Below are 22,714 nucleotides of genomic sequence, written 5' to 3'. Positions count from 1 at the left end.
GGGTCACTCGGGCGTCGCGTACCGGGGGCGGCCGTTGGGACGGTAGACGTGGGCCACGATGCCGTTGGGGAACACACGCGTGTCGACCAGGTCGAGGGCGATGTCGCGACCGGATGCCGGGAACAACCGGGTGCCCTCGCCGACCACGACGGGGACGACCAACAGGGTCATCTCGTCGACGAGGTCGCGCTCGAGCAGCCACCGGACCAGCACCCCGCTGCCGTGCACCTGCAACTCCCCCGTGCCGTTGGCCCGCAGTGCGCGGATGGCCGACTCGACGTCGCCGGAGAGGATCGTCGTGTCCGCCCACAGCGACTCGGTGAGGGTGTTCGACGCGGCGTACTTCGGCCGCTCGTTCAGCGCGTCCGCGATGGGGCCGCTGCCCGGTGGCATCGTCCCCCAGTACCCGGCGAACAGCTCGTAGGTCCGCCGCCCGAGCAGGAACGCGTCGGCCCGCTGGATGAGGTCGCCGACGAACCGCGCGGACTCGCCGCCGAACAGCGGCCTGGCCCACCCGCCCCGGTCGAACCCGGGGTCGAGCTCCTCGTTGCGCCCGCCGTTCGCCTGCATGACCCCGTCGACCGAGACCTGCGTCGTGACCGTCAGCTTCATGGCCGTGGTTCCTGTTCGTCCCGGGCGGCCCCGTGGCCGCCTCTCACCACCGCAACGAACGGCTCGACGCCGATCCGACAACCCGGCCCGAACTTTCTTCGAAGATCTTTCCGCCGGGCCAGCCGAGGAGCGTTGTTCGACCACTGTGGACGGGCCTCGTCGCGGGGTTCCGGCAGGTCGGGACCGGGGATAGGCTGCTCGGATGGACCTGGAGATCCGGCACTTGCGGGCGGTCTGCACGATCGCCGAGGCGGGCAGTCTGTCCCAGGGGGCGACGCGGCTGGGGATCTCCCAGCCGTCGCTGTCGACGTTGTTGCAGCGGGTCGAGCGGACCGTGGGCGGTCGGCTCTTCGAGCGCAGCCGGACCGGTGTGGTGCCGACCGAGCTGGGCACGGACCTGGTGCGGCGCGCCCGGGTCGTGCTGGCGGAGCTGGACGCCTTCGGCGCCGGTACCTCGGCGGACGCGGGCGGCCCGATCCGGTTCGGGACGGTGCACATGGAGTGCGTCGCGACGCTGTTCGAGCGGGTGGAGCGGTCGTTGCCCGGCGCCGAGGTGTCGATGCAGATCGAGCCGTCGAGCACCGCGCTGGCCCGCTCGCTGACCCTCGGGCACCTGGACGTGGCGGTGCTCGGGATGGCCGAGGACCACGACATCCCGCTGCCGAGGGACATCGGGCAGCGCATCATCGTGCCGTGGGTGCCGGTGTACGTCGCGTTGTCGGCCGAGCACCCGCTGGCGAGCGCCGCGGCCGTGCCGCTGGCCGGGCTGGCGGACGAGGCCTGGATCAGCCCGCCGGGTGCGGACGACGGGTCGCTCGCCGCGTTGCGAGCCGCGTGCAGGCAGGCGGGGTTCACGCCGGACGTCCGGTTCGAGGTGCCCAGCGGTGGTGGGCGGCGGCTGATCGCGGCGGGTCGGGCCGTGCAGCTGGTCGAGCCCACCTCGCAGGGCGGACCGGGGATCGCGGTCCGGCCGCTGGCGGGTGAGCCGATGCGGATCCGGCTGCTGCTGGCGTGGCGCAGGCAGCGCATCGGCTGGGAGCAGGCCAACCGCGTCTACGCCGAGGTGGTGGCCGCCTACTCCGAGCAGGCCATGGCGAGCACGGTGTTCCGGCCGTGGTGGGAGGACCACCGCGAAGCCCGCCCGCCGGCCTGAGCCGACGGACGGGCACCCTGCGGAGAAGGGTCAGTAGCGGCTCGTCACGACGACCCCCGCACAGTCGTTCGCGCCCTTGAGGCTGACGTAGAGGTAGCCCGCGGGCGGGGCGGTCACGGTGATCGCCTCCTGGTTGGTGGCGCTGGTCGAGCGGTGGGTCGCCGTCGACGTCGTCGCCCACGCGGTGGTGCTGGCGTACAGATCGCAGTTGCCCGTGCCACCCGAGGTCGCGATGCTCACCCGAGCGGTTCCGGACGGCACCGACAGGTACAGGTAGTCGTAATTGCCGCTGCTGGCCGAACGGGCGGAGCGCTGGCAGTTCTTGCCCAGGACCCTGGTGTCCGTGCCCCCGCACTCGGGCAGCGCGCCGGAACCGATCGTGACCGCCTTGGTCGCGGTCACCGCCGCTCCCCGGTCATCGGTGACCGTCAGGCGGACGGTGTAGGTGCCGTCGGCGGCGTAGTTGCGGCTGGGCGAGGTCGCGGTGGACGTCGTGCCGTCGCCGAAGTCCCAGCGGCGCGACGCGATCGTGCCGTCCGCGTCGGAGGAGCGGTCGGTGAAGGTCACCGCGCGGCCGTTGACCGAGGCGGTGAAGTCCGCGACCGGGGGTTGGTTCGTGGTGCCGCCACCGCCGCAGTTCCCGGCGGCGCAGGCCGACAGCCAGGTGTACCAGTCGCTGTCGTAGCGCGAGCCGATGGTCGTCTTGAGCACGGTGCGGGCCGCCGCCCAGTTCCCGGACCGGTAGTGGCCCAGGACCGTGGCCACGTCGGCGGGGTGGGACTGGATCATGTACCGGACGGCCAGGTAGCCCCATCGGTAGATGCGCGTGGTGTCGTGCGAGTAGGTGGTGTCGAACAGTGCGCTGAGCGCGTAGGTCCGCTTGCCCGCCTCGGCGATGGCGGCGTCGTAGGGGACGTTGCGGTACTGGTAGGAGACGTACTCGGCGAAGCCCTCGATCCACCAGATGGTCGGCGTGGTCACGTTGGAGGTGAAGTCGCCCGCCATGTCGAACCGGCCGTCGAGGTAGTGCGTGTACTCGTGGTTGAGGTTCCAGATCTGGAACGTCGGCCGCACCCACTCCGCCTCGTAGGCGATGAACCGGGCCTGGTTGCCCGCCGCCGAGGGGTCGCCCTCCAGGTACATGCCACCGTTGTTGGTGTCGATGCCCCACATCACGCCCGCGTAGGTCTGGTAGTCGGTGCTGGAGTCGTAGACGACGACCTCCAGCGCGGTGTTGCGGTCCCCGGTCACCGGGCCGGGATCGCTGACCACGCGGTGGAAGTACGCGTCCTGGTTGAGCAGGCTGGCGCAGGTCTGCGACAGCTCGGTGGCGGTCATCTCCTGGGCGCGGATCCGCAGGGTCGACGCGCAGGTGTGGTTGACCGGCAGGACCTCGGCCTGGAGCCGGTTCTGCAGGTCGCAGGCCCCGTAGTAGGCGCAGTTGGCCTTGTCGTAGTTGTCGACCATCTCGGCGACCCCCACCCACAGCGGCGCGGTCACGCCCCGGATCGCGGACACGTCGGTCAGCGCCTTCGCCTTCGGCCTCGCCGTGGCCCGCAGCGCCGAGTGCTGGAGGAATCGGCCCAGCTCCCGCCCGGCGTTGGAGGTGAGGTAGGCGCGCTCGGTCGAGAGCAGGCCGAGGTTGCGCACCGCGAACGCCCGCAAGGTCTCCAGCACGCTCGGGTCGGCGGTCACCGTCGTGACGAACTCCGGGACCTGGTGGCCGCGGAACAGGACGGTGTAGACATTGTTGACGGCGTTGAGCATGTACCACGACTGGTCGTAGGTCGAGTTGTAGCCGTCGAGCAGCCGCTTCACCACGAACAGGTAGCGCGCGTTCTCCTGGGCGCTGTCGATGAGGGTGACCGTCTCGGCGAGCGTCTCACCGTTGGCGTCGCTGACCGTGAACGCCCGCGGGTTCGCGAAGAAACTGTCCAAACCAGACCGAATGGCGGAGCGCATCGCGGTGCCGTACGGGCCGACGACGTCCGGGTTGTACCACTGGACGTAGTAACCTGCCCGCAGGTAGAGGACGAGCTGCGCGGTCCCGGTCGCGTTGGTACCGGGATAGGTCGACCCGTTGTCGCGCAACCCGTAGGCGACGTAGGTCATCTGGTCCTCACGGAAGGCGCGGTTGGCGTCGGTTCCGGTGAGGGAGAACAGGGTGTTGACACAGTCCGTTGTGGAGGAACGGATGAAGTCGACCAACGCCCACCCGGTCCGACTGGTGAACCCGCTGGTGTCACACGCGGCCAACGCACTCTTGGGGCGCGCGGCCACGTCGTAGTCGCTGCGCTGCTGGGTTTTCGACGCGGACAGGGGCGTTCGCCGCGCGACGGGTAACTGCTCTCGGGCGATGTGGTCCGCATCCTCGGCGACCCCAGCCGACGGCGGCAGAGTCGCGCTCTGGACGGCCACCGGCCGACCGGACGCGGACGGGGAGAGGACAACGACTAACAGGGCCAAGGCGCTGACGACCAACACCAGCGGCCCGGTTTTCCGGACACGCGAAGGGGACATGGGTTTTCCGTTTCTCGGCACGGCCGCTTCCGCGACCATTCGGCGGAATACGCAGGGAACCGCCTGCTCAAGCAGACTCACACAGCCCGAACACACGTGGTCATGCCACTCGTCTATAGAACGGCGCTATGGATCGACCGCGTATGCGGGTCGCGGATCGGGGTCAGGTCCGGGGATGACCCCGATGGCGGCGCGCTTGTGGTCCGGCACTCTCGAAGGCATGGGTTCATTCGGACGACGTGGTGCGCTCGTGGGTGCGGCGGGGGTGGCGGCGGGGATGCTGCTGCCCGCGCGGGCCGGGGCGGAGAACACCGTGTGGTTGCCGACTCCGCGTGGTGGGCACGCGGTGGGTGCGGTGACGACGCGGTTGGTCGATCGGGGTCGGGTCGATCCGTGGGGGTCGGGGCCACGGGAGTTGATGGTGACGGCGCACTACCCGTCGGCTTGGTCGGCTGGGTGTGCGCGGTTGCCGTACATGCTGCCGAGGGCCGCCGCGCACTTCGGGGCCGTCAGCGCGTCGCGGTACCTCGGGCTGGACCTGCCGTGGGTGGCCTGGGACCGGGTCGTCAGCAACGCGCGAGTGGGGGCTCCAGCGGCGGCGGGTGGGCCTCGGGCGGTGGTGCTGTACTCGCCAGGGCTTGGCGAACCGCGGACATGGGGGACGGTGTTCGCCGAGGAGTTGGCCAGTCGCGGGTTTGTGGTGGTGTCGATCGACCACACCCACGAGTCACCGGAGGTGGAGTTCCCGGATGGTCGACTGGTGACGCTGGAGGTACCTAGCGACCCGGATGCTTTCGTTCGCAAGGCGTTGGCGGTCCGCGTGGCCGACGTTCAGTTTGTTGTGGACAGTCTGGCCAACTGGCTGCCGCGCGATGTGCGGGTCGACCTCAACCGGGTGGGGATGTTCGGCGCGTCCATGGGTGGGTCCGCCGCCGCGGTGGCGATGGCCTCGGACGCACGGATCCGCGCAGGGGTGAACCTGGACGGGAACCTCACCTACCCGGACGGCTCGCTCCTCCCGGTCGCCGAGTCCGGCCTCGACCGCCCGTTCCTGCTGATCGGCAAGGACGGCCCGACCAACACCGGCCCCGGCTGGCAAGCGTTCCGCGCCAGCACCCCGGGGTGGAACCGGCACCTGACCCTGCTCGGCGCCGAGCACGCGTCCTTCACCGACGCACAAGCCCTTCTCCCCCAACTGAACCTGCCCGCCGACCGGCTGACCAGCTACCTGGGCACGCTGCGCCCGGCCGAAGCACTCCGCACCCGCCACGCCTACACCATCGCGTTCTTCGACCACGCCCTCCGCGGCCACCCCACCACCCTGTTCGACGGCCCGTCACCCGCCTACCCGGCGATGGGGTTCGCGTAAAGAGCGTCAGAGATCGCTGGGAGGCTTGTCGCGGTGGCGCAGGGATCGGTGGGCGAGGGCCAGGATGAGGGCCACGGGGGTCAGGACCGCGGCGAAGAGGACTCCGGCGAAGATGCCGTAGCCGTGGGGGTCGCGGGTGAGGCCGGTGGCGCTGAGGACGACCGAGGCGACGAGCAGCACGATCAGCGCGACGGTGATGACCAAGGCGCCGAACACGAGGCGGCGCAGGGTGGTGCGCAAGGGGGTGTTCATGGTCGGCTCCGTGGGGTCCGCCGAGATCAGCCGGGGTCGGGGGTGCAGACGGTCAGGAAGGACTTCTGGTTCTCCCGCTGGACGTCCGTCGGGTCCAGCCAGCCGCGTTGGCCGAACAGGTAGCTGCTGGGCGGATGTTGGGCCGATTCCCGCAGCACTCGGTGGACGTCGACCCTGGCGCCGTTCGCGCGGGGGCCGTCGACGGAGAAGTTGATCGACTCCGCCTTGGTCCAGTCGTAGTCCGTGGGCAGCGGCACCCGGACTTCGAGCGCGCCGTCAGGACTCGAGCCGCCGGTGATGTCGAGCAGGTCCATGCGTTCCAGCGGTACCCCTGGTGGCGGCGCGGCCCAGACCACCTGCTTGCTCTTCGAGGTACCCGAGTCGAAGATCAGCGTCACGCCGGTGACGCCCTGGCACGGAGTTCCCGTCCACAGCTTGAGGATGCCGTCGTCGACGCGGAACCCGGCCGCCGGGGGCAGCGAGGGCTCGTACTGCGCCTTGGTGTCGCACGCCGTGGTCAGTGCCGCCACGAGCAGGGCGGCGCCGACGACGTGCGGCCACCTAGCGATATCCGCCATCGGACAGTCCCGCGTCTTCCTCGGTCTCGTTGCCGCCGGTGACCTGCTCCCACACGTAGGAGGCGAGGAAACCGGAGTAGCCCTCGCGCGCCCACTGCTGGGAGTGGCGCTCCTCGTGGTGGAGCAGCCGGTCCATGTCGAGGTCGCCCCGCTGGGGGCCACCCTCGCCGTCGTACCACGCGTGCCCGGACGCGGCCACCTCGCGGAGCTGCTGCGCGGGGTCGGCGGGGTTGTCGATGTTGAGCATGAACGTGTCACCCCAGGTGGTCCCGCCGCGCTGGCTGAACTGGTCCTGGATGAGGTTGCCACCCAGGCCCATCATCATGCCGTTCGGGGTGGTCACCAGGCGGCCGCCGTTGCCGTGGACGAACGCGACGTCGTCGTCGTAGCTCCAGGAGTTCGCCCGCTGCCGGTCGACGATCCGCTGGAGCTCGTCGGACCCGTACGGGGTGGGCGCGAAGTCGCCGCCGCTGTAGTCGGTGCCCGCGTTCATGATGTAGGTCATCCGCACGGCCTTGGCGGCGTCGTCCCCGCTGATGTCGGTGGGCATCAGGAAGTACGACTTGGAGGTGCCGTCGCCGTCCTCGTCCTCGCGGATCTCCTCCATCCCGTCGAGCACCGCGAAGTCCTCCGGCGTGATGTGGTGGTCGACGATCATCTCCTTGATGGTGTCGACCGGCACGCCCCGCAGCACGGCGTTCTCCAGCCACTGCCGGTAGTGACCGGACGCGGGCGGCCCGGTCAGCAGCCCCGCGTCCCGCAGCGACTGCTCCATCGCGGCGACCTGGGCGTCGAGCTCCCCGCCCTTCTTGGCACCGGCCAGCGTGGTCGCGTCGTGATCGCTGACCTTGCGGTCGTGCGCGAGCTGCATGACCCGGGCCAGGGCGGCGTCGATGCCGTTCGCGGCGGTCAGGATCGCCTTGGTCTCCTGCTCCAGCTGCCGCCTGATGGTGTCCCGGTGCCGCCTGGCCTCCGCGAGTTCCTCGGCCTCGTACCGCGACCGGGGCTGGGGGTCGGCGGGCTTGTTGTCCACGATCGCGCCGTCGGGGGCGATGCCGAACTGGTAGGTGGCGGCGAGCGAGTCGTTGTTCGCGACCCGGGACGTCAGGGTCGTGACATCGTCCGACGCGACCTGCAGGGCCCGCTCTACGGCGGACAGCTCCACGATCAGGATCTCGGCGTTGTTGCGGGTGTCGCCCAGGGAGTTCCGTGCACGCTCACCCGCGGGACCGTGCCAGTCGGGCAGCCTCCGGGCGTCGTCGAGCTCGTCCTGCAACCCGATGAGCTTGTCCCGCCGCCCCCGCAGGTTGGTGGCCGCGGCGTCGAGCGCCTCCGCGTCCCAGGTGCGGACGTCGTCATACCCGATGGTCATCCCCCGAACGCCCCTTCCGCGGAGTCCTCATTCTCGGCATAGGCCGTCGCGGAGGCCGCCACCGACTCACTCCACTGCCGGATCTCGCCCGCCCACCCGGACCCGCGCTCGTTGAACGTCGACTCCAGCGCGGGGGCACCGCTCGCCGCTACCCCACCAGGCAACGCCGTTGCGATCGCGCCTAGACCGTTGCCCGGCTCCACCACCCTGGCCTGGTCCGCCGCGGACCCCGCCGCCGTGGCCGCGCTCCGTAACTGGCCGATCTCAACCTCGTACCCACTCACCCGCGCATACCCCCTGACCTGGTCATCTGCCGGCACTGTACGGGAGTTCACCGGCGGGCACAGCCGGTTCGCGGACACTGTGGACACACTCGGGTGCACCTGATCCCCGCTGTCGCGAGAAGCTGGACCTAACCTTGGCCGGTGACTGGGGGGCGATCGTGAGCCAGAAACACGGACTGGTGGCGGGAGCGGCGGGCTACGGGGGCGCGGCCGACTCGTTGGCCCGCCAGTACGAGGCGTTGGTCTTCGACGAGGTCCACGCCGCGGTGTTGGGGTGGGTGCCGGACGCGCCTAGTCGAGTGCTGGATGTCGGGGCGGGTTCTGGGCGTGACGCCGCTGCTCTCGTCGCACGCGGGCACGCGGTCACGGCCGTCGAGCCGACCCCGGAGTTCCGGGCGATCGGCGAGGCGTTGCACGGTCCGACCCTTCGGTGGCTGGACGATTCGCTCCCGGAACTCCGATCGGTGCGCGGCGTCTTCGACCTCGTGCTGCTCAGCGCTGTCTGGATGCACTTGGACCCCACCGAGCGGCGCACCGGCATGGCGAGGATCGCGGGCCTTGTCGCCCCTGGCGGTCACGTGATCCTGACCCTGCGCCACGGCCCAGTCCCTCCGGACCGGCGGATGTTCGACGTGACCGCACCCGAGACGATCGACCTGGCCGGGCACCACGGCCTGCGAGTGGTGCACCACAGCGAAACGGCGGACGCGCTGGGCAGACCCGGCGTCCGGTGGAGCTCTCTCGTCCTGACCCGCGAGGAGCAGGCATGACCGACGCCTTCTACCGCGTCGAACGCTCCCCGTGGTCATCGTGCGCCCCATTTCCCCCAGCCGAGCGTCCTTCTCGCAAGCGGTGGTCGATCACACGGGTGGTCCGGACTCCTGTTGACTGGGGGTGACCTGGGACCCCGTCGGAAGGGCTGTGATGAGTGGCAGTTCGTTGACCAGTGCGGATCTGGAGTTCCTCGGGCGGCCGCTGCACGGGTTGTTGTCGGTGGCGGCCGGGCCGGTGCCCGCGCAGCCTCGGCCGGTGTGGTTCGAGGCGACCGAGGAGGGGACGGTTCAGCTGTTCACCGGGCCGGGGACGGTCAAGGTGCGGCGGTTGCGGCGTGATCCTCGGGCGTCGATCGTGGTCGTGGCGCCGGTGGGGGAACGTGAGCGGTGGGTGTCGGTCGCGGGGACCGTCTCCGTGGAGGTGGACGGGGCGCATGAGTTGGCGGCGCGGCTGGCGGCTCGGTACTGGGACCTCGACGACCCGACTCGGGCCGCTGACCTGGCGGGGATCCTGGCCGAGGAGCAGGTCCGGTTGGTGATCCACCCGGAGACCGTGAACCGGTTCGCGTACTGACTCACGGGTCGATCTGCTCGCGCAGGATGTCGCCGTGGCCCGCGTGGCGGGCGAATTCCTCGATCATGGCGAGCAGGGTCCACCGCATGCTGACCTCGCCTTCCCGGGGGTTGACCTTGGTGTCGTCGAGGGCGAACCGGGCGGCGATCTCGCGGGACCGCTGGCTCGCGCGTTCGAACTCGGCGATCACGTCGGCCAGGGACTCGTCGTCGGTGACGGTGAAGGTGCCCTCGTCGCGGCGCGAGTAGCCGTCGCAGTCGGCCTCGTCCAGGTCCGCCCAGAACCGCTGGAACCAGATCCGCTCGGCGGCCGCGGCGTGCTTGAGCAGGGAGATGGGTGTCGTCAGCGACGGGACGAGCCTGCGGCGGGCGTCGACCTCGGAGAGGCCCCGCGCGGTGTCGATGAGGGCGGCCCGGTTGCGGTCGAGCATGTCCTCGATGATGGCCCGCTCGGTGCCGTTGGTGATCCTGTTAATGGCGTTGACTCCGTTCGGAAAGCCGCGTGGTGCTTGGGGGTGTGCATATGGACGCGGGCAGAGACACCGCAGTCGGGCGAGTCACCGGGCAGATCCAGTGACCGCAGAGACCTCACTCTACCGCTGTCCATCCGGTAGAAAGGCGGCATGACCGTCATCTACGCCGTCCGGGTCCAGTTCACCGACGAAACCGTGCGCGACAACTACCTGCGGTGGATCACCGACGGCCACGCTGCCGCGGTCGTCGCGGCGGGGGCGCGGTCGGCCGAGGTGGTGTCGCTGGCGGACGGGGCCCTGGAGATGCGGTACGCGTTCCCCGACCGCGCCGCCCTGGCCGCATACGAGTCGGGACCCGCGATCGCCCTGCGCGCCGAGGTAGCCGACCTGTTCCCGCCCGACGCGTTCACCGTGACCCGCAGCACCGGGGAGATCGTCGCCACGTTCGACTGAGCCGCGGGGTTCACTGGGGCCGCTGGGTAGGGCTGACGCTGCCGGGTATGACTGAAGCCGCCGGGGCAGCTAAGGCCGCTGGGTTCGCTGGGCTGGCAGGGTTCGCACGGCTGGCAGGGTCGACCTGGGGTTGCCGGGTTCAGGTGGGGCGCGGGGCAACGTGCGGGCCACGTGGGACGTCCCAGGGGGTGACCCGATCCCGGGGTGCTGGGCGGGATCGGTGATCATTGGTGGACGGGTGGGCGCGGTGTCGCGCCCGCGGGTGAAGGGGTAGCGAGATGGCACTGGCCGACCTGACGGTGAGCGCGGACAACGATGGGCCGTGGGTGGCTGGGGGAACCGGGACCTACACCCTGTCCGTCAGCGCCGACCTGGCCCACGCGCAGTCCGACAAACTGGTCACCCTCACCCACACCCTGCCGATGGGCCTCACCCCGACCGCCGCGGACGGCGACGGCTGGAGCTGCGCGATCTCCGGCCACCGCGTCGTCTGCCTGTCCAGCCGCACCGTCGCCCCCGGCCAGTCCTACCCCCCGGTCACCGTCACGGTCCAGGTCGGCAGGCACGTCACCGGCAGCACCGAGTCCATCACCGCCCTCTCCGTAGCGGGCACCGAGGCGAACACCACCAACAACACCTTCGCCTCAGCGGTCCACATCGACCCAGCCACCCGCTGACACCCCGTGACATCGGGGTTCGCCCCGGACACGGCGCTGATCGCCGATAGTACGAGGTCATCCCTGCCCAGGTAACCCAGAGCGATCCAGCAGGACGTCGGCTTCGGACCATTGGATGGCCAGGTGTTCGAAGGTGTGGAGGAAGGTCTCCAGGGCGGCGCGCGGGAGGATGGTGGTGTCGGCCATGGCGCCTAGGTGGATTCGGGTGGGGGTGCCTCGGACGTCCAGGTAGAGGGACATGGATTCGGCGTCCGAGGTTGCTGGCCAGGTCAGGGTGGTAGCGGTGAGGGCGGTGGGTGGGGGTCCTTTGGGGAGGGTCGACCACATGTCGTTGAACTGGACGCCAGGGGGTAGGGGCTGGGCGGAGGTGCGGAGTACCTCGCGGGCGGTGCGGTTGTCGTAGCGGGAGTGGGCGCGGGCCACGGCCATGGTGCGGGTGGCTGAGTCGAGCAGGTCCGCGAGGGTGTCACCGGTGAGGTCGGCGACGGTGTGGACGACCTGGTTGAGGGTCGTGATGCTGGCGGCGACGTCCGGGGTGGTGCGGTTGCTCTGCATGATGTCCAGCCGCAGCCGGGGTTCTGGCCAGAACGAGCGCACCAGTGCCGTGGTGATGGCCAGCAGGACCACCGAGGTGCTGGTCCGGCACCGGCGCGCGGTTCGGCGGACCGCGTCCGCGAGCAGGTCCGACTCCAGGTCCGCCCCGATGAACCGGGGCGACTCCGCGACGGCCTGCGGCGGGATCGGAGCGGGCATCCGGTCCAGAACGGACCGCAGGTGCCGGATCGCGTCGACGTTGCGGAGTTGACCCTCCGGCGAGCGCTCGGCGAGGGCCAGGTCCAACGGCTGCGCGGCGCGGCGCACGGGAGGCAGCGGCGCGCCAGAGGTCTTGGCGTCAAGCATGGCGGCCAGCTCACGCACCAGTGCCTCAGTCGCCGTGTAGTCGGCCGCCAAGTGCGACAGCGTGAACGCGATCACCACCGGGATGCCTTCGTGCAGCGCCACCGACAGCCGCAACGGCAGCTCGACCGAGTGGTCCAAAGGACGGGCAGTCCCCCGCTCCCAACAAGTCGCCACGATGTCCTCGAACTGGACCGGGTCATCAGCGGGACGGTCGTACACGTCGACCGGCAGCGTGCCCGAGGCCAGCACCCGCTGGGTCGGCTCACCGCCTGCCCGCTGCGAGACGTGCGTGCGCAGCGATTCGTGCCGCACGAGCAGTTCGCCGACCACGTCCAGCACGTCCCCCAGCTCCAGCAGCAGCGGCACCGGCAGCCAGCGGGTCAGGAAGAAGAACGGCTTCACCTCCGGGTACCACTGGGCGAGGCTGTCCCACGTGCCTTGTTGGCCCCAGCACAGCGGCCCGGTGCGCGCGGTGCCGCCGTGGAACTCGACCACGGCCTGGCTCTCGGTGATCACGTCGGCACGACCTCTCTGTGGACCTGGGGGACAAAGAGCACGCGGCGCAGGCACAGCACCGAGTAGGTCAGCCCGGCGGTCCACCCGGCGACCACCGCCCACATCACCGCCTCGACGCCGAACGCGCCGTGGAACAGGTAGGCGAACGGGATCTGCACCAGCAGGAACGCGATCACCGTGCAGATCAGCGGCGCGGTCGTGCGGCGGGACCCGTTCAGGTACCCGTGCAGCACCACCATCAGCGTGTAGAGCGCCAGGAACGGGTAGATGATCAGCAGGTACCGCTCGGTCAGCGCCCGCGTCGCCGGGTCGTCGGTGAACAGCGCGGCGATCGGACCGCGGGCCACCAGCACCACGGCGGACGCGATCACCGTCAGCACGGCGGTCAGGCCGAGCGTCCGCACCAGCCCGGTCCGCGCCCTCGGCTGGTCGTCCGCGCCGAGGTTCTGCGCGGTGAACGCGGTGATCGCGCCGGAGAAGTCCAGGAACAGCATCGCGGTGACCTGCTCGACCCGGGCCACGATGCTGAACGCGGCCAGCACCACCGGCCCGAACGCCTGCAGGATCCAGACCAGCACCATGATCCCCAGCGCCAGGATGATGTGCTGGCTGGCCAACGGGAATCCCAACCGCACGGCGTCCACGAACTCGCGTCGCACCGCGGGCCGCTCACCGGTCCTGGCCACCGGGTACTTGCGCGCGGCCACCACCAGTCCGACGACCAGCGCCGCGGTGGACGAGATCGCTGTCGCCAGCGCGGCACCGGCGATCCCCAGGTCCCAGACCGCGACCAGCAGCAACACCAGCGCCGCGTTGGCAATGCTGCCGAAACCCGCCACCCACAACGCTGTCCGCGAGTCACCGAGTCCACGCAGGTAGGCGCTCACCGCGGCTGTGCCGAAGATGCCCGGGAAGCCGAGCGACAGGGTGCTGAGGAACACCGACGCGTCGTGCGCCAGTTGTCCACGCAGGCCCATCACCGCCAGCGCCGGGTCCACCAGGGCCGTCGCCACCAGCACGCACCCCACCGACCAGACCACCGTGACCAGGGCCAGCGACAGCACCACCCCGCGCCGGGCATCGGCGTCCCCGGCGCCGCGCAGGTGCGCCAGCCGGATGGTGAACGCCGTGCCCAGCCCGATGAACATCGCGTTGAGCAGGTAGAACAGCGGGCCAGCCGCACCGATCGCGGCGAGTCCGTCGACGCCCGTCCAGTGCCCGACGACCACGCCGTCGACCAGCAGGTACCCCTGCTGCAACAGGTTCGCGGCGGTCAGCGGGAGCGCGAACCCGAGCACCTTGCGCAGCGGCGGCCCGGTGGTCATGTCGGTGGCGTCGGCCCCCATCAGACGGCCTCGGGGTTCATGTCGGCGAAGGTGACCAGGTCCTCGATGTGGTAGGCGATCTCGCTCACCGTGCGGTCGGCCAGCAGGTCGGCCACGTCGTAGGCGACCCCGTGGACCGTGGCGATCGTGCTCGCGACGGTGGCCGCCATGATGGAGTCGCCGCCTAGGTCGAAGAAGTCGCCCTCGACGTCGAGTTCGTCGTACCCGAAGGCGAGCGCGAGGCACTGCGCGACGGTCCGCTCCACGTCGGTGACGTCGTCGCGGCCGGTCAGCTCGACCTCGACGGCGGCGACGGTGGCCTTGGTCTTGTCGGCCGCCGCGCGCAGCCGCTCCCGCAGCGCCAGCATCTCGTGCTCCACCTTGGCCTCGATGTCGGCCGAGAGCGCGACGTCGTAGGACCGCAGCAGGTGGATCAGCTCGCCGCGGTAGTTCAGCTCACCCGCGAACAGCCGCGACCTGGTGGACCGCAGTCCCGCCTCGAGCACGTCGAGACCGGTCTCGGTGGGCAATGCCTTGAACATGGTGTCGCCGTTGGTGCCGAAGTCGACCGCCATGCCGATCTCCTTCCACGCCACCCAGTCCAGGGCGATGACGTGGCAGGGTCCGCCTGCCTGGGCGCGGGCCAGGTTGTCCAGGTAGTAGTTGGCGGCGGCGTAGTCGGCCTGGCCGGGCGCGGGGAAAACCGAGGCCACGGAGGAGAAGTGCGCGATGAAGTCCGGCCGGTCGGCCTCGGTCAGCTGGTCGAGCACGAAGGCCGCGTGCAGCTTCGCCCGCACGACAGCGTCGAAGTCGGGCCGCTCGCGGAACATCACCGTGCTGCCACCGGGTAGGCCTGCCGCGTGCACGACGCCGTCGATGCGGCCGTGGTCGCGCTGGATCTCGGTGATGGCGGTCCCGAAGGCGGCCGGGTCCCCCGCGTCCGCCGCGACGACTCGCACCCGGGCGCCGGTCTGCTCCAATTCACGCACGGCGGCGATGCGGCGAGCCACCGGGGATCCGGTCGGCACCGCCGTCACGTCGTCCCAGTGCTCGCGCGGTGGCAGTCCGGATCGGCTCAGCAGCACCAGGTTGATGTCCGGCTGAGTGGTGGCGAACCGGGCCGCGACAGCGAGACCGAGCGCCCCGGTACCACCGGTGATCAGGTAGGTTCCGCCCGACTTCAGGTGCTCAGCAGGGCCGTCAGTGTCGACTTCGGACACTTCGACGAACACCTCGCGCAGCCGCTTGTCCCCGCGCAGAACCGAAAGTCCACGATCCTCGGACAGCACCTCGGCGCGCAGCGCCTCCGGGGACACCGCCGGGTCCACGTCGACGTGGCTGACCTTGATGTACGGGTACTCGCGCTCGACGACCTTGCCGAACCCGACCAGTGCCGCGTTCTCCGGCACCACCTGCTCCCCCGGCACCGCGCACACCGCCGTCCTGGTGAGCACCACCAATCGGGTCTTCACCCCGGCCGCCATGAGCGACTTGGTCAGCTGGAACAGGCCGTCGAGGTTCTTCGCCACCCGTTCGTCCACATCGGACACGTCCAGCACGGCCTTGTCCTCGAAGGCGGTCGCGTGCACCACGTGGGTGATGCTGTCGTCGACGAGTCGCGCCACCTCGGCGCAGGCGGCCGGGTCGGTGGGCTGGAAAGGGGTGCCACCGGGTTCGACGGGTTCGCCGATCCGGATGAACCGCACGTCACCGAGTCCGGCGGCGGTCAGGGCCTCCTCGGCGTCGGTGTCCGGGTCCACGATCGCCAGCACCCGAGCAGGACCCGTTGACACGGCGGACAATGGAACCTCTCGGAGCTCCACGTCGTGGGTCACCGGGTGCCGCTCGTCGTGCGTGGTCAGGTTCATCGTCTCGCGCCACGTGTCCGGGAACTGCACCCACGCCAGCGTCTCGTCGAACACGTAGCCAGGCAGCCGGACGATCCGCGGCTGTCGATCAGTCGGCTCCAGGTCGACCTCGCCATCGCGCAGGAAGGCTGCCGCGGCCGCCCCCAACGACCCCTGCGGGAGCGGGTCGCGCTGCTCGACCAACAGGCCCGTCAGTTGACGGCGCAGGTCAGCGGCATCGGTGACGACGACCGCGATCCGGTGCCGGTGCCCGCCGCGGGAGACCCGAGTCGTGTGGCAGACGTCGGCGATGTCCAGGTCGTCCAGCCCGCCCGCGTCGATGAACGCGATGTGCCGCTCCACGGTCCAGATCAGCGACTTGATCGTCGCCGCGCTGAGCACGAACAGCTGCGGACCGGTGGACGCGGGCCGCTCGTCGACCGCGACGTGCTCCTCCAGCACCGCGTGCGCGTTGGTGCCGCCGAGGCCGAACGCGCTCACACCCGCGCGGCGCGGCCCGTCCGGCTGCCACGGCCGCGCCTCGGTGGGCAGGTACAGCGGGCCGGAGGTGAAGTCCAGCTTCGGGTTCGGCGTCCGGTAGTTGGCCTGCGGCGGGATGACCCCGTGGCGCAGCACCGCGATCGCCTTGATCAGGCCGACCACGCCGGAGCCCTCGAACAGGTGGCCGACGTTGGCCTTCACCGTGCCGACGGCGCAGAACTGGCGGTCGGTGGTGTGCCGGGCGAACGCGCGCTTGATGCCCTCGTGCTCGATCGGGTCGCCGACCCGGGTCGCGGTGCCGTGCGCCTCGAAGTAGCCGATGGTGCGCGGGTCGACGTCGGCGTCGCGCCAGGCGCTGAGCAGCAGGTCGGCCTGGGAGTCGCTGTCGGGGTTGGTGATCCCCTCGGTGTTGCCGTCGTGGTTGACCGCGCTGCCCTTGAGCACCGCGTACACCTGGTCGCCGTCGGCCAGCGCCCGGTCGAGCCGCTTGAGCACCACCGCACCGGAGCCCTCGCCGAACCCGGTGCCGTCCGCCGCCTCGTCGAAGGTGCGGGTGACGCCGTCGGAGGACTCGATGCCGATGTTCGAGTGCTGGTGCTTGACCGGCGCGAACACGATCCGCGCGCCGCCGACCACCGCCAGGTCGCAGTCGCCCAGCAGCAGCGCGTTCTTGGCCTGGTGCACCGCGACCAGCGTCGCCGAGCACGCGGTGTCCACCACCATGCTGGGCCCGCGCAGGTCGAGCAGGTGCGAGAGCCGGTTGGCCAGCATCGCCGGGATGTTGCCGGTGATCGCCTGCTGGCCCACCGACGGGTCGACCCGGCTGATGTAGTCCAGGTAGGTCGAGCCCGGGTTGACCGCGAAGCCGACGAACACCCCGGTCCGGCTGCCGCGCAACCTCTCCAGCGAGTAGCCCGCGTCCTCGAAGGCCAGGTACATCGCGCGCAGCACCATCCGGTGGTGCGGGTCGGTCAGCGTCGCCTGCCGGGGGTTCATGCCGAACGCGGTGTGGTCGAAGTGGTCGACGGTGTCGAGGAAGTAGCCGTTGTGGTAGTCGACACCCGGCTCGGGGACCGGGTCGATGCTGGTCGCGCGCAGGTAGGCGATGTACTCGGCGAGCTTGGCCGCCCGGTCGGCCGGGAACGGCCGCGCGGTGCCCGACCCGGTGCTGACCAGCCGCCACAGCTCGTCGAGCCCGGACGCGCCGGGCAGGTCGACCGATAAGCCGACGACCGCGATGTCCTTGTCGTGCCCCATGACTCCCCGCTCAGTGGATCCGGGTGACCAAGGCGGTCACCGTCCGGCCGTTGACCTCGTCGAACTCGGTGACACCCAGCGCGCGCAGGGTGTGCACCACGCGCACCCACTCGACCGGCTCGGCCAGCTGGCGGGCCAGCAGGTCGGCGCCGTCGGCGGGGTCGAACAGCTCGCCGGTGACGCTGGAGACCACCGGGACCGCGGCGGGCGCGAAGGTCTGCTCGGCGAGCACCTCGCGCAACCGGGCCGCGGCGGGGGCCATCAGCGGGGTGTGGAACGGGCCGCTCACGTTCAGCGGGATGACCCGCGCGCCGGGCAGCGCGGCGATCGCCTTGCCCGCCACGGCCAGCTCCGCGCGGTCACCGGCGATCGTGGTCTGGGTGTCGGCGTTGAGGTTCGCCAGGAAGACGTTCGGCAGTCCGGTCTCGACGAGGGCGCGGCGGACGAACGCGGCGGGCACGCCCTGCACGGCGGACATGCCGCCGCCGGTGACCTCGGCCATCAGCTCGGCGCGCCTGGCCACCAGCGCCAGTCCGTCGGCCAGCGTGAGCACACCGGCGGCGACCAGCGCGTTGTACTCCCCCAGGCTGTGCCCGGCCACGCAGTCGGGCCGGGGTTGCTCCGCCGCGAGGAGCGCGTTGACGAAGAACACCGCGGGCTGGGCGAAGCGGGTGTCGCGCAGCCGGCGCAGCGGGTCGCGGGCGCACAGCTCCTCGATCGAGTAGCCCAGCACGTCATCGGCCAGCGCGGTCGCCTCGGGGTGGCGGGCGAACAGGTCCGTCCCCATCCCGCGCTTCTGCACGCCTTGACCCGGGAACAGCAGACAACGCACGGGTAGCTCCTCTCAGTGGGCTTGTCGCAACGGCTGGAAGCGGACGGCGGGGGCGCACTCGCGGGCGAACCGGCGGGCACCCGGTCCGGGGCCCGCGTCCAGGACGGTGTCGGCTCCCGCGTCGGCGATCGCGTGGTGGACGGCGCTCGCCCAGTCGTTGGGCCGCACGAAGACCTGGTGCAGGTACTCGTCGACGAGGTCGTCCGCGGTGCGCAGGTCTTGGCCGCCGTCGGCGGCGTAGACGGGTAGCGCGAGGTCGCGCGGGCTGGGCAGGGGGCCTATCGCGGGCAGGTCGTCGCGCACCTGGGCGGGGAGGTCGGCCAGCAGGGGGCTGTGGAAGGGGATCGTCGTGGGCAGGTCGGTCCAGGCGCCGGAGGCCGTGCTGGTGAGTGCGCGCAGGTCGGCGGGCGGGCCGGTGAGCACGTGCGCGGTGGGGGTGTTGACCAAGCCGATCGTCACGGTGGGGTGATCGGCGAGCAGGGCGCGCAGGTCGGCGGTGGTGGGGCCGGCGACAGCGCTCATCGGGCTGCCCTCGTCGGGGACAAGTCGCTGGGCGCGGGCGAGGCTGACCAGGACCAACTTGACCGAGGCCGACGCCAGCGCGAAGAAGTCGTCCAACCGGCGGCTGTTGGTGCCCGCGACGATCGCGGCCTGCAGGCCGATGCTGTGGCCCAGCGCGCCCCGGGTGTCGTCGGGGAGGGTTCCCGGTTGCAGGAGGCAGAGTTGGTGCACGTGGACCAGCACGCCGGTCGCGGTGGAGTCCAGGACCGGGGGCTCGACGCCGTCCAGCCACTTCGCCAGCGGCATCCCCCCGGGCAACGCCGTCGGCCCGAGGTGTTCGACCACCTCGTCGAGCGCGCGGTACACCGACTGGAAGAACGCCGCATTCCCGGACCGGCGGGCGGCGTGCCGCAGCACCGGGATCAACGCGTCATTCCGCGCGCCAAGACCGTCGAACAGGACAAGCGGGCGCATCACACCTCGACCATTTCCTGATAACCGAAACAATGGGGTAACCGGGGATTAACCGGGAGCCGACCACTGCCGACCTTTGTGCACAGTCCAGCCGAGTTCTCCCAGTTCCGACCAGCACTCCAGGCGTGTCGACCCGTACGCTAATACCGCACCATCCCGATAGACAATTACCAACCGCCGCCCTCCACCCGAACGGCCCAGTTCCTCACGGATGGTCACCGCGACACAATTCACCTGTCCGCCGCCGGATATCTTTCACCGCCCCGCACCGCCGTTACCCGCCGCTGGACGGCACCGAAATAAGCCATTCAGGGAAAGAATTGTGGGGTGCCGAACGAGACAAGTACGGGCCCTAGGGGTGGCGATCCGCCACTCCCCACCCGCGGGGCAGTGCCCCCATCGGCGAGTGGGTGTGCGCCTCTCAGGGCGTCAGGAGAACAGGGCGGCCAGTTCGGTGAGGCCCCGGTCGAGGCGGCGGAAGTAGGTGGCGCGGCTGAGGTGGAGGTCGGCGGCCACTCCGACGTGATCGCGGTGGCCCCGGACGTAGTAGCCGTGCAGGGCGCGGCCCGCCTCGGCGAGCGTGGGGTCTGGTGAGGCCGTCAGGTGGTCGAGGCCGGTCAGGATTCGGGCGCGGAGTGCGGACGGGCCCCGGTCGGCGAGCGGGTTGCCTGCGAGGGCGGCATCGTCGCGGAGGTGTTCGAGGGCCTGTTTGACGTCGCGGCGGGTGTCTCCCGGGGTGGTGAGCCGGTCCAGCCAGGCGGGCAGTGCCGTGAGGTCCTGGTGGTAGATCGCCGAGCCCCGGGCGCAGCCGTACGGGTCGTGCCGCGCGGCGCCGACGTGCCGGAAGCCCAGGACGCGGGCCAGGTCCTGGTACCGCGGCCACGACGTGGCCACCACGATCCGGCGGGCACGCACGCCAGCCACCACGATGTGCCGCAGTAGAGCGGCGCGACGCGGCGAGTCGTCGCACACCGCCATCCCGACGAGCACTCCCCCGCCGTCGGCCAGGTCGCCGGTGTGCTGTTGCAGGACCGGTTCGATCGCCGACACCGTCCTCGCGTCGATGCGCGGCAGGTACGCCATGCCGACGGCGCGGTCCTCGTCGTGCACCACGTGGAAACCGTCCGGGCTGTGGTCGAGCCACCCGGCGAGGAGCCGCTCGCACCGGCGCACGTCGAGATCCCGGCGCTTGGCCCACCAGCGCACCAGGGCGGCGATGCGGTCGTGGTCGCCGGGACCGGCCGGGCGCGGGCGTGGGCTGTCGTGGCCGCCGGGGAACAGCGCGCGGCGGATCGTCGGGTCGTCGGTGAGGAAGAGCGCGTGCTCGGTGAGCGTGGCGCGGTCGCCGTCGTCGCGGGCCGTGGTGAGCATCAGGCGGGTACGGGCTATCGCGGTGGTGACGTCGGCGCGACGAGCGACCGGGCGGCGCCACCGGGCCCGCAGCTCGAGGAGGGTGCGGAACGGTTCGGCCACGGCCAGGCCCCTGTCGGTGGCCCGCACGAGGTCGACCTCGGCCACGGCGGTGAAGAGGTCTTCGGCCTGGTCGGGGAGGAGATCCTCCAGCAGTTCCTCGTCACCTTGGCCGACGACGGCCAGTACCTCCAACGCGGCGTCACGGGAGTGCGTGACACGGGCGAAGACGTCGCGCAAGGCGTGGTCGGCGAGTGCACCCGCGGCGTCGGCGGGAATCGGGGTGAGCAGCGCCTGGCAGAGGCTGCGCGCGACCAGAGGCACTCCACCCGCGAGCCGCACGACCACGTCGTCGGCCACGCCACGAGCCAGCGCGAGCCGTTCGATCTCCGCGTCGCTCCAGCGGTGGACGCGAACAACGACGGCGTCCCCCAAGGGCATCGGCGCCTGACTGGTGACGACCGCGCGGGGACCGTCAGGCAGGTGGCCGTCCGCGTACTCGGCCCGACCGGGTGCCTCGGCGGCGATCGCGGCGAGAACCGCGGACTTGCCCACACCCAGGGGTCCGACCAGGTTCACGACCAAGGGCCCGTCACCGTCGAGCAGGGACAGGACCCGCTCGACGACCGCGCGCTGCGACTCACTGTGGACCCGGTCGCGCACGGGAACCACGGTGGTGCGCATGACCGAGTCCCTCCCCCGACGTTCCTGATCATGCTTTCTACCCCAGCGGCGCCCTGGATCTGAGACGCGGGTGAGACTCCACGCCCCCACAGCGCCCCTAGCGTCGGCGGCAGTGACCCGAGGGAAGGACCCAGTCACGTGATGAAGAGATTCGCAGGCGCCGCGACCGCCGTCGTCCTGAGCGTCGGCCTGCTGGTCGGCGCGGCCGGAACCGCCAGCGCCAAGCAGTGCATCCCGACCGACGAGGTGAAGGAGACCTACACGTTCGCCTACGTCGTGGACGGCACGAGCGTCTACGTGTACGTGGGCAGCAACGGCGGCAAGTACTACTCCAGCAAGTGGCGAGGCGACAGCTTCAACGAGTGCTGACCGCTCCTGGGCGCCCTCACCTGAGGGCGCCCAGGGCACGACTCGTCGACAACCTCAGTTCAGGGGGCGGGTGCCCTCCGGGACGCCGCCGCCCTGGAGGGCGGATTCGACCAGTTCGGCCAGGGCGGTGAGGGCGACGCGCTGGGACAAGGGGCCGAAGGAGACGCGGGCGACGCCCAGGCGCTCCAGTTCGGACAGGGCCGGGGTGCCGGGGATGGCGATCAAGGTGAGGCGCTGGGGGCCGACGGCGTCCACCAGGGCGGTCACCTGGTCGGTGTCGAGCTTGCCGGGGACGAAGACCACCGGGGCACCCGCGTCCAGGTAGGCGCGGCTGCGGGCGATGGCGTCGGCGAGGACCTCGGCCGGGTCGCGGTCACCCGCCTTGACGAAGACGTCGGTGCGGGCGTTGAGGACGAAGTCCGGCACACCCTCCGCCGCCGCGGCCTCGATCACGGCGGCGACCTGGGCGGCGGCCTCGGCGATGGGCTTGACCTGGTCCTCCAGGTTCGCGCCGACCACACCGACGCCGATCGCGCGCCGCACCGTCTCCGCCGCGTCCCCGTAGCCGCCTTCCAGGTCGGCGGTGACGGGCAGTTCGGTCGCGTCGACGATGTTCTTGATCTCGGCGATCATCTCGGCGACCGGGATGATCTCGCCGTCCGGGTAGCCGCGACTGGCGGCGATCGAGTGGCTCGCGGTGGCCAGCGCCTTGGTGCCCGGGATGTCGGCGACCACCTTGGCGGTGATGGCGTCCCACACGTTGACCACGGTGAGCAGGGCGGGATCGCGGTGCAGGCGCAGCAACTCCCGTGCGCGCTCCGACTGGTTGCTGGGCATGGTGACTCCCCCGACTCGGTATGGCTGGTCCGTCCGCGATCCTGGCCGAGTTCCCCCGGGCGCGCCAGGTGAGCCGCGTTACGACCCCGCTTGCCCGCCGGGAAAACGGTGCTGGAGGGTCGGCGGTGGTGGCGGTAGGTTGATCTTTGGTCTGTACCACTACTCGTCATGG

General features: G+C 70.9%; 21 protein-coding genes. 7 read left to right on the top strand and 14 right to left on the bottom strand.

What is annotated here, in order from left to right; genetic code table 11:
• Positions 1-3 precede the first annotated feature (3 nt).
• Positions 4-612: a dihydrofolate reductase family protein gene (locus tag LV79_RS14270; RefSeq protein WP_253836471.1), complete on the bottom strand. Its 609-nt coding sequence runs from the start codon at positions 610-612 to the stop codon at positions 4-6.
• A gap of 202 nt (positions 613-814) precedes the next feature.
• Between LV79_RS14270 and LV79_RS14265 the strand changes: the two genes are divergently transcribed.
• Positions 815-1,765 (top strand): LysR family transcriptional regulator, encoded by a 951-nt coding sequence (locus LV79_RS14265; protein WP_253836469.1) that lies wholly within the window; start codon positions 815-817, stop codon positions 1,763-1,765.
• A 30-nt stretch (positions 1,766-1,795) separates the two neighbouring features.
• Here LV79_RS14265 and LV79_RS14260 read toward each other — a convergent pair whose 3' ends face one another.
• Positions 1,796-4,285, bottom strand: a complete 2,490-nt coding sequence (locus LV79_RS14260; protein ID WP_253836467.1) for a collagenase — start codon at positions 4,283-4,285, stop codon at positions 1,796-1,798.
• Positions 4,286-4,505: 220 nt separating this feature from the next.
• Between LV79_RS14260 and LV79_RS14255 the strand changes: the two genes are divergently transcribed.
• Positions 4,506-5,654 (top strand): alpha/beta hydrolase family protein, encoded by a 1,149-nt coding sequence (locus tag LV79_RS14255; protein WP_253836465.1) that lies wholly within the window; start codon positions 4,506-4,508, stop codon positions 5,652-5,654.
• Between the two features lie 6 nt (positions 5,655-5,660).
• On the opposite strand, the gene LV79_RS14250 is transcribed toward LV79_RS14255, so the two are convergent.
• The 4 genes from LV79_RS14250 to LV79_RS14235 are packed head-to-tail and all read right to left on the bottom strand — an operon-like array spanning position 5,661 to position 8,140.
• Entirely contained in the window at positions 5,661-5,906 is a 246-nt protein-coding gene (locus tag LV79_RS14250; protein ID WP_253836463.1) for a hypothetical protein, read from the bottom strand.
• Between the two features lie 26 nt (positions 5,907-5,932).
• Positions 5,933-6,484: a hypothetical protein gene (locus tag LV79_RS14245; protein WP_253836461.1), complete on the bottom strand. Its 552-nt coding sequence runs from the start codon at positions 6,482-6,484 to the stop codon at positions 5,933-5,935.
• The gene (locus LV79_RS14240; RefSeq protein WP_253836459.1) at positions 6,468-7,856 is read right to left on the bottom strand and encodes a hypothetical protein; all 1,389 of its coding nucleotides are present in this window, start codon (positions 7,854-7,856) and stop codon (positions 6,468-6,470) included. The genes LV79_RS14245 and LV79_RS14240 overlap by 17 nt, the downstream gene beginning before the upstream one ends.
• Complete coding sequence (locus LV79_RS14235) at positions 7,853-8,140, bottom strand: hypothetical protein (RefSeq protein WP_253836450.1); 288 nt, start codon at positions 8,138-8,140, stop codon at positions 7,853-7,855. Before LV79_RS14235 ends, LV79_RS14240 begins: the two co-directional genes overlap by 4 nt.
• A gap of 158 nt (positions 8,141-8,298) precedes the next feature.
• Between LV79_RS14235 and LV79_RS14230 the strand changes: the two genes are divergently transcribed.
• Both LV79_RS14230 and LV79_RS14225 read left to right on the top strand, forming a co-directional pair.
• Complete coding sequence (locus LV79_RS14230) at positions 8,299-8,910, top strand: class I SAM-dependent methyltransferase (RefSeq protein WP_253836448.1); 612 nt, start codon at positions 8,299-8,301, stop codon at positions 8,908-8,910.
• Positions 8,911-9,064: 154 nt separating this feature from the next.
• Positions 9,065-9,487: a pyridoxamine 5'-phosphate oxidase family protein gene (locus tag LV79_RS14225; RefSeq protein WP_253836446.1), complete on the top strand. Its 423-nt coding sequence runs from the start codon at positions 9,065-9,067 to the stop codon at positions 9,485-9,487.
• 1 nt (position 9,488) lies between these two features.
• Here the strand turns inward: LV79_RS14225 and LV79_RS14220 are convergent, their stop codons facing one another.
• Complete coding sequence (locus LV79_RS14220) at positions 9,489-9,917, bottom strand: DinB family protein (protein WP_253836443.1); 429 nt, start codon at positions 9,915-9,917, stop codon at positions 9,489-9,491.
• Positions 9,918-10,109: 192 nt separating this feature from the next.
• Here LV79_RS14220 and LV79_RS14215 point away from each other — a divergent pair, with 192 nt between their 5' ends.
• The gene (locus LV79_RS14215) at positions 10,110-10,412 is read left to right on the top strand and encodes a hypothetical protein (protein ID WP_253836440.1); all 303 of its coding nucleotides are present in this window, start codon (positions 10,110-10,112) and stop codon (positions 10,410-10,412) included.
• 278 nt (positions 10,413-10,690) lie between these two features.
• Positions 10,691-11,089, top strand: a complete 399-nt coding sequence (locus tag LV79_RS14210; RefSeq protein ID WP_253836438.1) for a hypothetical protein — start codon at positions 10,691-10,693, stop codon at positions 11,087-11,089.
• A gap of 57 nt (positions 11,090-11,146) precedes the next feature.
• On the opposite strand, the gene LV79_RS14205 is transcribed toward LV79_RS14210, so the two are convergent.
• From LV79_RS14205 to LV79_RS14180, 6 genes are all read right to left on the bottom strand, one after another.
• Positions 11,147-12,505, bottom strand: coding sequence for a condensation domain-containing protein (locus tag LV79_RS14205; protein WP_253836430.1), 1,359 nt, complete (start codon positions 12,503-12,505; stop codon positions 11,147-11,149).
• Positions 12,502-13,851: an MATE family efflux transporter gene (locus tag LV79_RS14200; protein WP_253836427.1), complete on the bottom strand. Its 1,350-nt coding sequence runs from the start codon at positions 13,849-13,851 to the stop codon at positions 12,502-12,504. Before LV79_RS14200 ends, LV79_RS14205 begins: the two co-directional genes overlap by 4 nt.
• Positions 13,851-17,435 carry a type I polyketide synthase gene (locus LV79_RS14195; RefSeq protein WP_253836420.1) on the bottom strand — a complete coding sequence of 1,195 codons (3,585 nt, stop codon included), beginning with the start codon at positions 17,433-17,435 and terminating at the stop codon, positions 13,851-13,853. The genes LV79_RS14200 and LV79_RS14195 overlap by 1 nt, the downstream gene beginning before the upstream one ends.
• Positions 17,436-17,445: 10 nt before the next feature.
• The gene (locus LV79_RS14190; protein WP_253836418.1) at positions 17,446-18,267 is read right to left on the bottom strand and encodes an ACP S-malonyltransferase; all 822 of its coding nucleotides are present in this window, start codon (positions 18,265-18,267) and stop codon (positions 17,446-17,448) included.
• A gap of 12 nt (positions 18,268-18,279) precedes the next feature.
• The gene (locus LV79_RS14185; protein WP_253836416.1) at positions 18,280-19,242 is read right to left on the bottom strand and encodes a hypothetical protein; all 963 of its coding nucleotides are present in this window, start codon (positions 19,240-19,242) and stop codon (positions 18,280-18,282) included.
• A gap of 429 nt (positions 19,243-19,671) precedes the next feature.
• Entirely contained in the window at positions 19,672-21,336 is a 1,665-nt protein-coding gene (locus LV79_RS14180; RefSeq protein ID WP_253836414.1) for a hypothetical protein, read from the bottom strand.
• Positions 21,337-21,477: 141 nt separating this feature from the next.
• Between LV79_RS14180 and LV79_RS14175 the strand changes: the two genes are divergently transcribed.
• Entirely contained in the window at positions 21,478-21,705 is a 228-nt protein-coding gene (locus LV79_RS14175; RefSeq protein ID WP_253836412.1) for a hypothetical protein, read from the top strand.
• Positions 21,706-21,759: 54 nt separating this feature from the next.
• On the opposite strand, the gene LV79_RS14170 is transcribed toward LV79_RS14175, so the two are convergent.
• Positions 21,760-22,542 carry an isocitrate lyase/PEP mutase family protein gene (locus tag LV79_RS14170; RefSeq protein WP_253836410.1) on the bottom strand — a complete coding sequence of 261 codons (783 nt, stop codon included), beginning with the start codon at positions 22,540-22,542 and terminating at the stop codon, positions 21,760-21,762.
• Positions 22,543-22,714: the final 172 nt, after the last annotated feature.

The sequence above is a fragment of the Actinokineospora globicatena genome (assembly GCF_024171945.1).
Classification (GTDB): Bacteria; Actinomycetota; Actinomycetes; order Mycobacteriales; family Pseudonocardiaceae; genus Actinokineospora; species Actinokineospora globicatena.
Note: the sequence above shows the minus strand (reverse complement) of the source record. Positions and strands in the feature narration are given on the sequence as shown.

Coding starts and splice junctions, on each gene's coding strand:
- LV79_RS14250 (WP_253836463.1), bottom strand. CDS start 5,906: ATGAACACCCCCTTGCGCACCACCCTGCGCCGCCTCGTGTTCGGCGCC.
- LV79_RS14185 (WP_253836416.1), bottom strand. CDS start 19,242: ATGCGCCCGCTTGTCCTGTTCGACGGTCTTGGCGCGCGGAATGACGCG.
- LV79_RS14200 (WP_253836427.1), bottom strand. CDS start 13,851: ATGGGGGCCGACGCCACCGACATGACCACCGGGCCGCCGCTGCGCAAG.
- LV79_RS14170 (WP_253836410.1), bottom strand. CDS start 22,542: ATGCCCAGCAACCAGTCGGAGCGCGCACGGGAGTTGCTGCGCCTGCAC.
- LV79_RS14180 (WP_253836414.1), bottom strand. CDS start 21,336: ATGCGCACCACCGTGGTTCCCGTGCGCGACCGGGTCCACAGTGAGTCG.
- LV79_RS14265 (WP_253836469.1), top strand. CDS start 815: ATGGACCTGGAGATCCGGCACTTGCGGGCGGTCTGCACGATCGCCGAG.
- LV79_RS14210 (WP_253836438.1), top strand. CDS start 10,691: ATGGCACTGGCCGACCTGACGGTGAGCGCGGACAACGATGGGCCGTGG.
- LV79_RS14260 (WP_253836467.1), bottom strand. CDS start 4,285: ATGTCCCCTTCGCGTGTCCGGAAAACCGGGCCGCTGGTGTTGGTCGTC.
- LV79_RS14255 (WP_253836465.1), top strand. CDS start 4,506: ATGGGTTCATTCGGACGACGTGGTGCGCTCGTGGGTGCGGCGGGGGTG.
- LV79_RS14245 (WP_253836461.1), bottom strand. CDS start 6,484: ATGGCGGATATCGCTAGGTGGCCGCACGTCGTCGGCGCCGCCCTGCTC.
- LV79_RS14240 (WP_253836459.1), bottom strand. CDS start 7,856: ATGACCATCGGGTATGACGACGTCCGCACCTGGGACGCGGAGGCGCTC.
- LV79_RS14215 (WP_253836440.1), top strand. CDS start 10,110: ATGACCGTCATCTACGCCGTCCGGGTCCAGTTCACCGACGAAACCGTG.
- LV79_RS14195 (WP_253836420.1), bottom strand. CDS start 17,435: ATGGGGCACGACAAGGACATCGCGGTCGTCGGCTTATCGGTCGACCTG.
- LV79_RS14225 (WP_253836446.1), top strand. CDS start 9,065: ATGAGTGGCAGTTCGTTGACCAGTGCGGATCTGGAGTTCCTCGGGCGG.
- LV79_RS14175 (WP_253836412.1), top strand. CDS start 21,478: ATGAAGAGATTCGCAGGCGCCGCGACCGCCGTCGTCCTGAGCGTCGGC.
- LV79_RS14270 (WP_253836471.1), bottom strand. CDS start 612: ATGAAGCTGACGGTCACGACGCAGGTCTCGGTCGACGGGGTCATGCAG.
- LV79_RS14220 (WP_253836443.1), bottom strand. CDS start 9,917: ATGCTCGACCGCAACCGGGCCGCCCTCATCGACACCGCGCGGGGCCTC.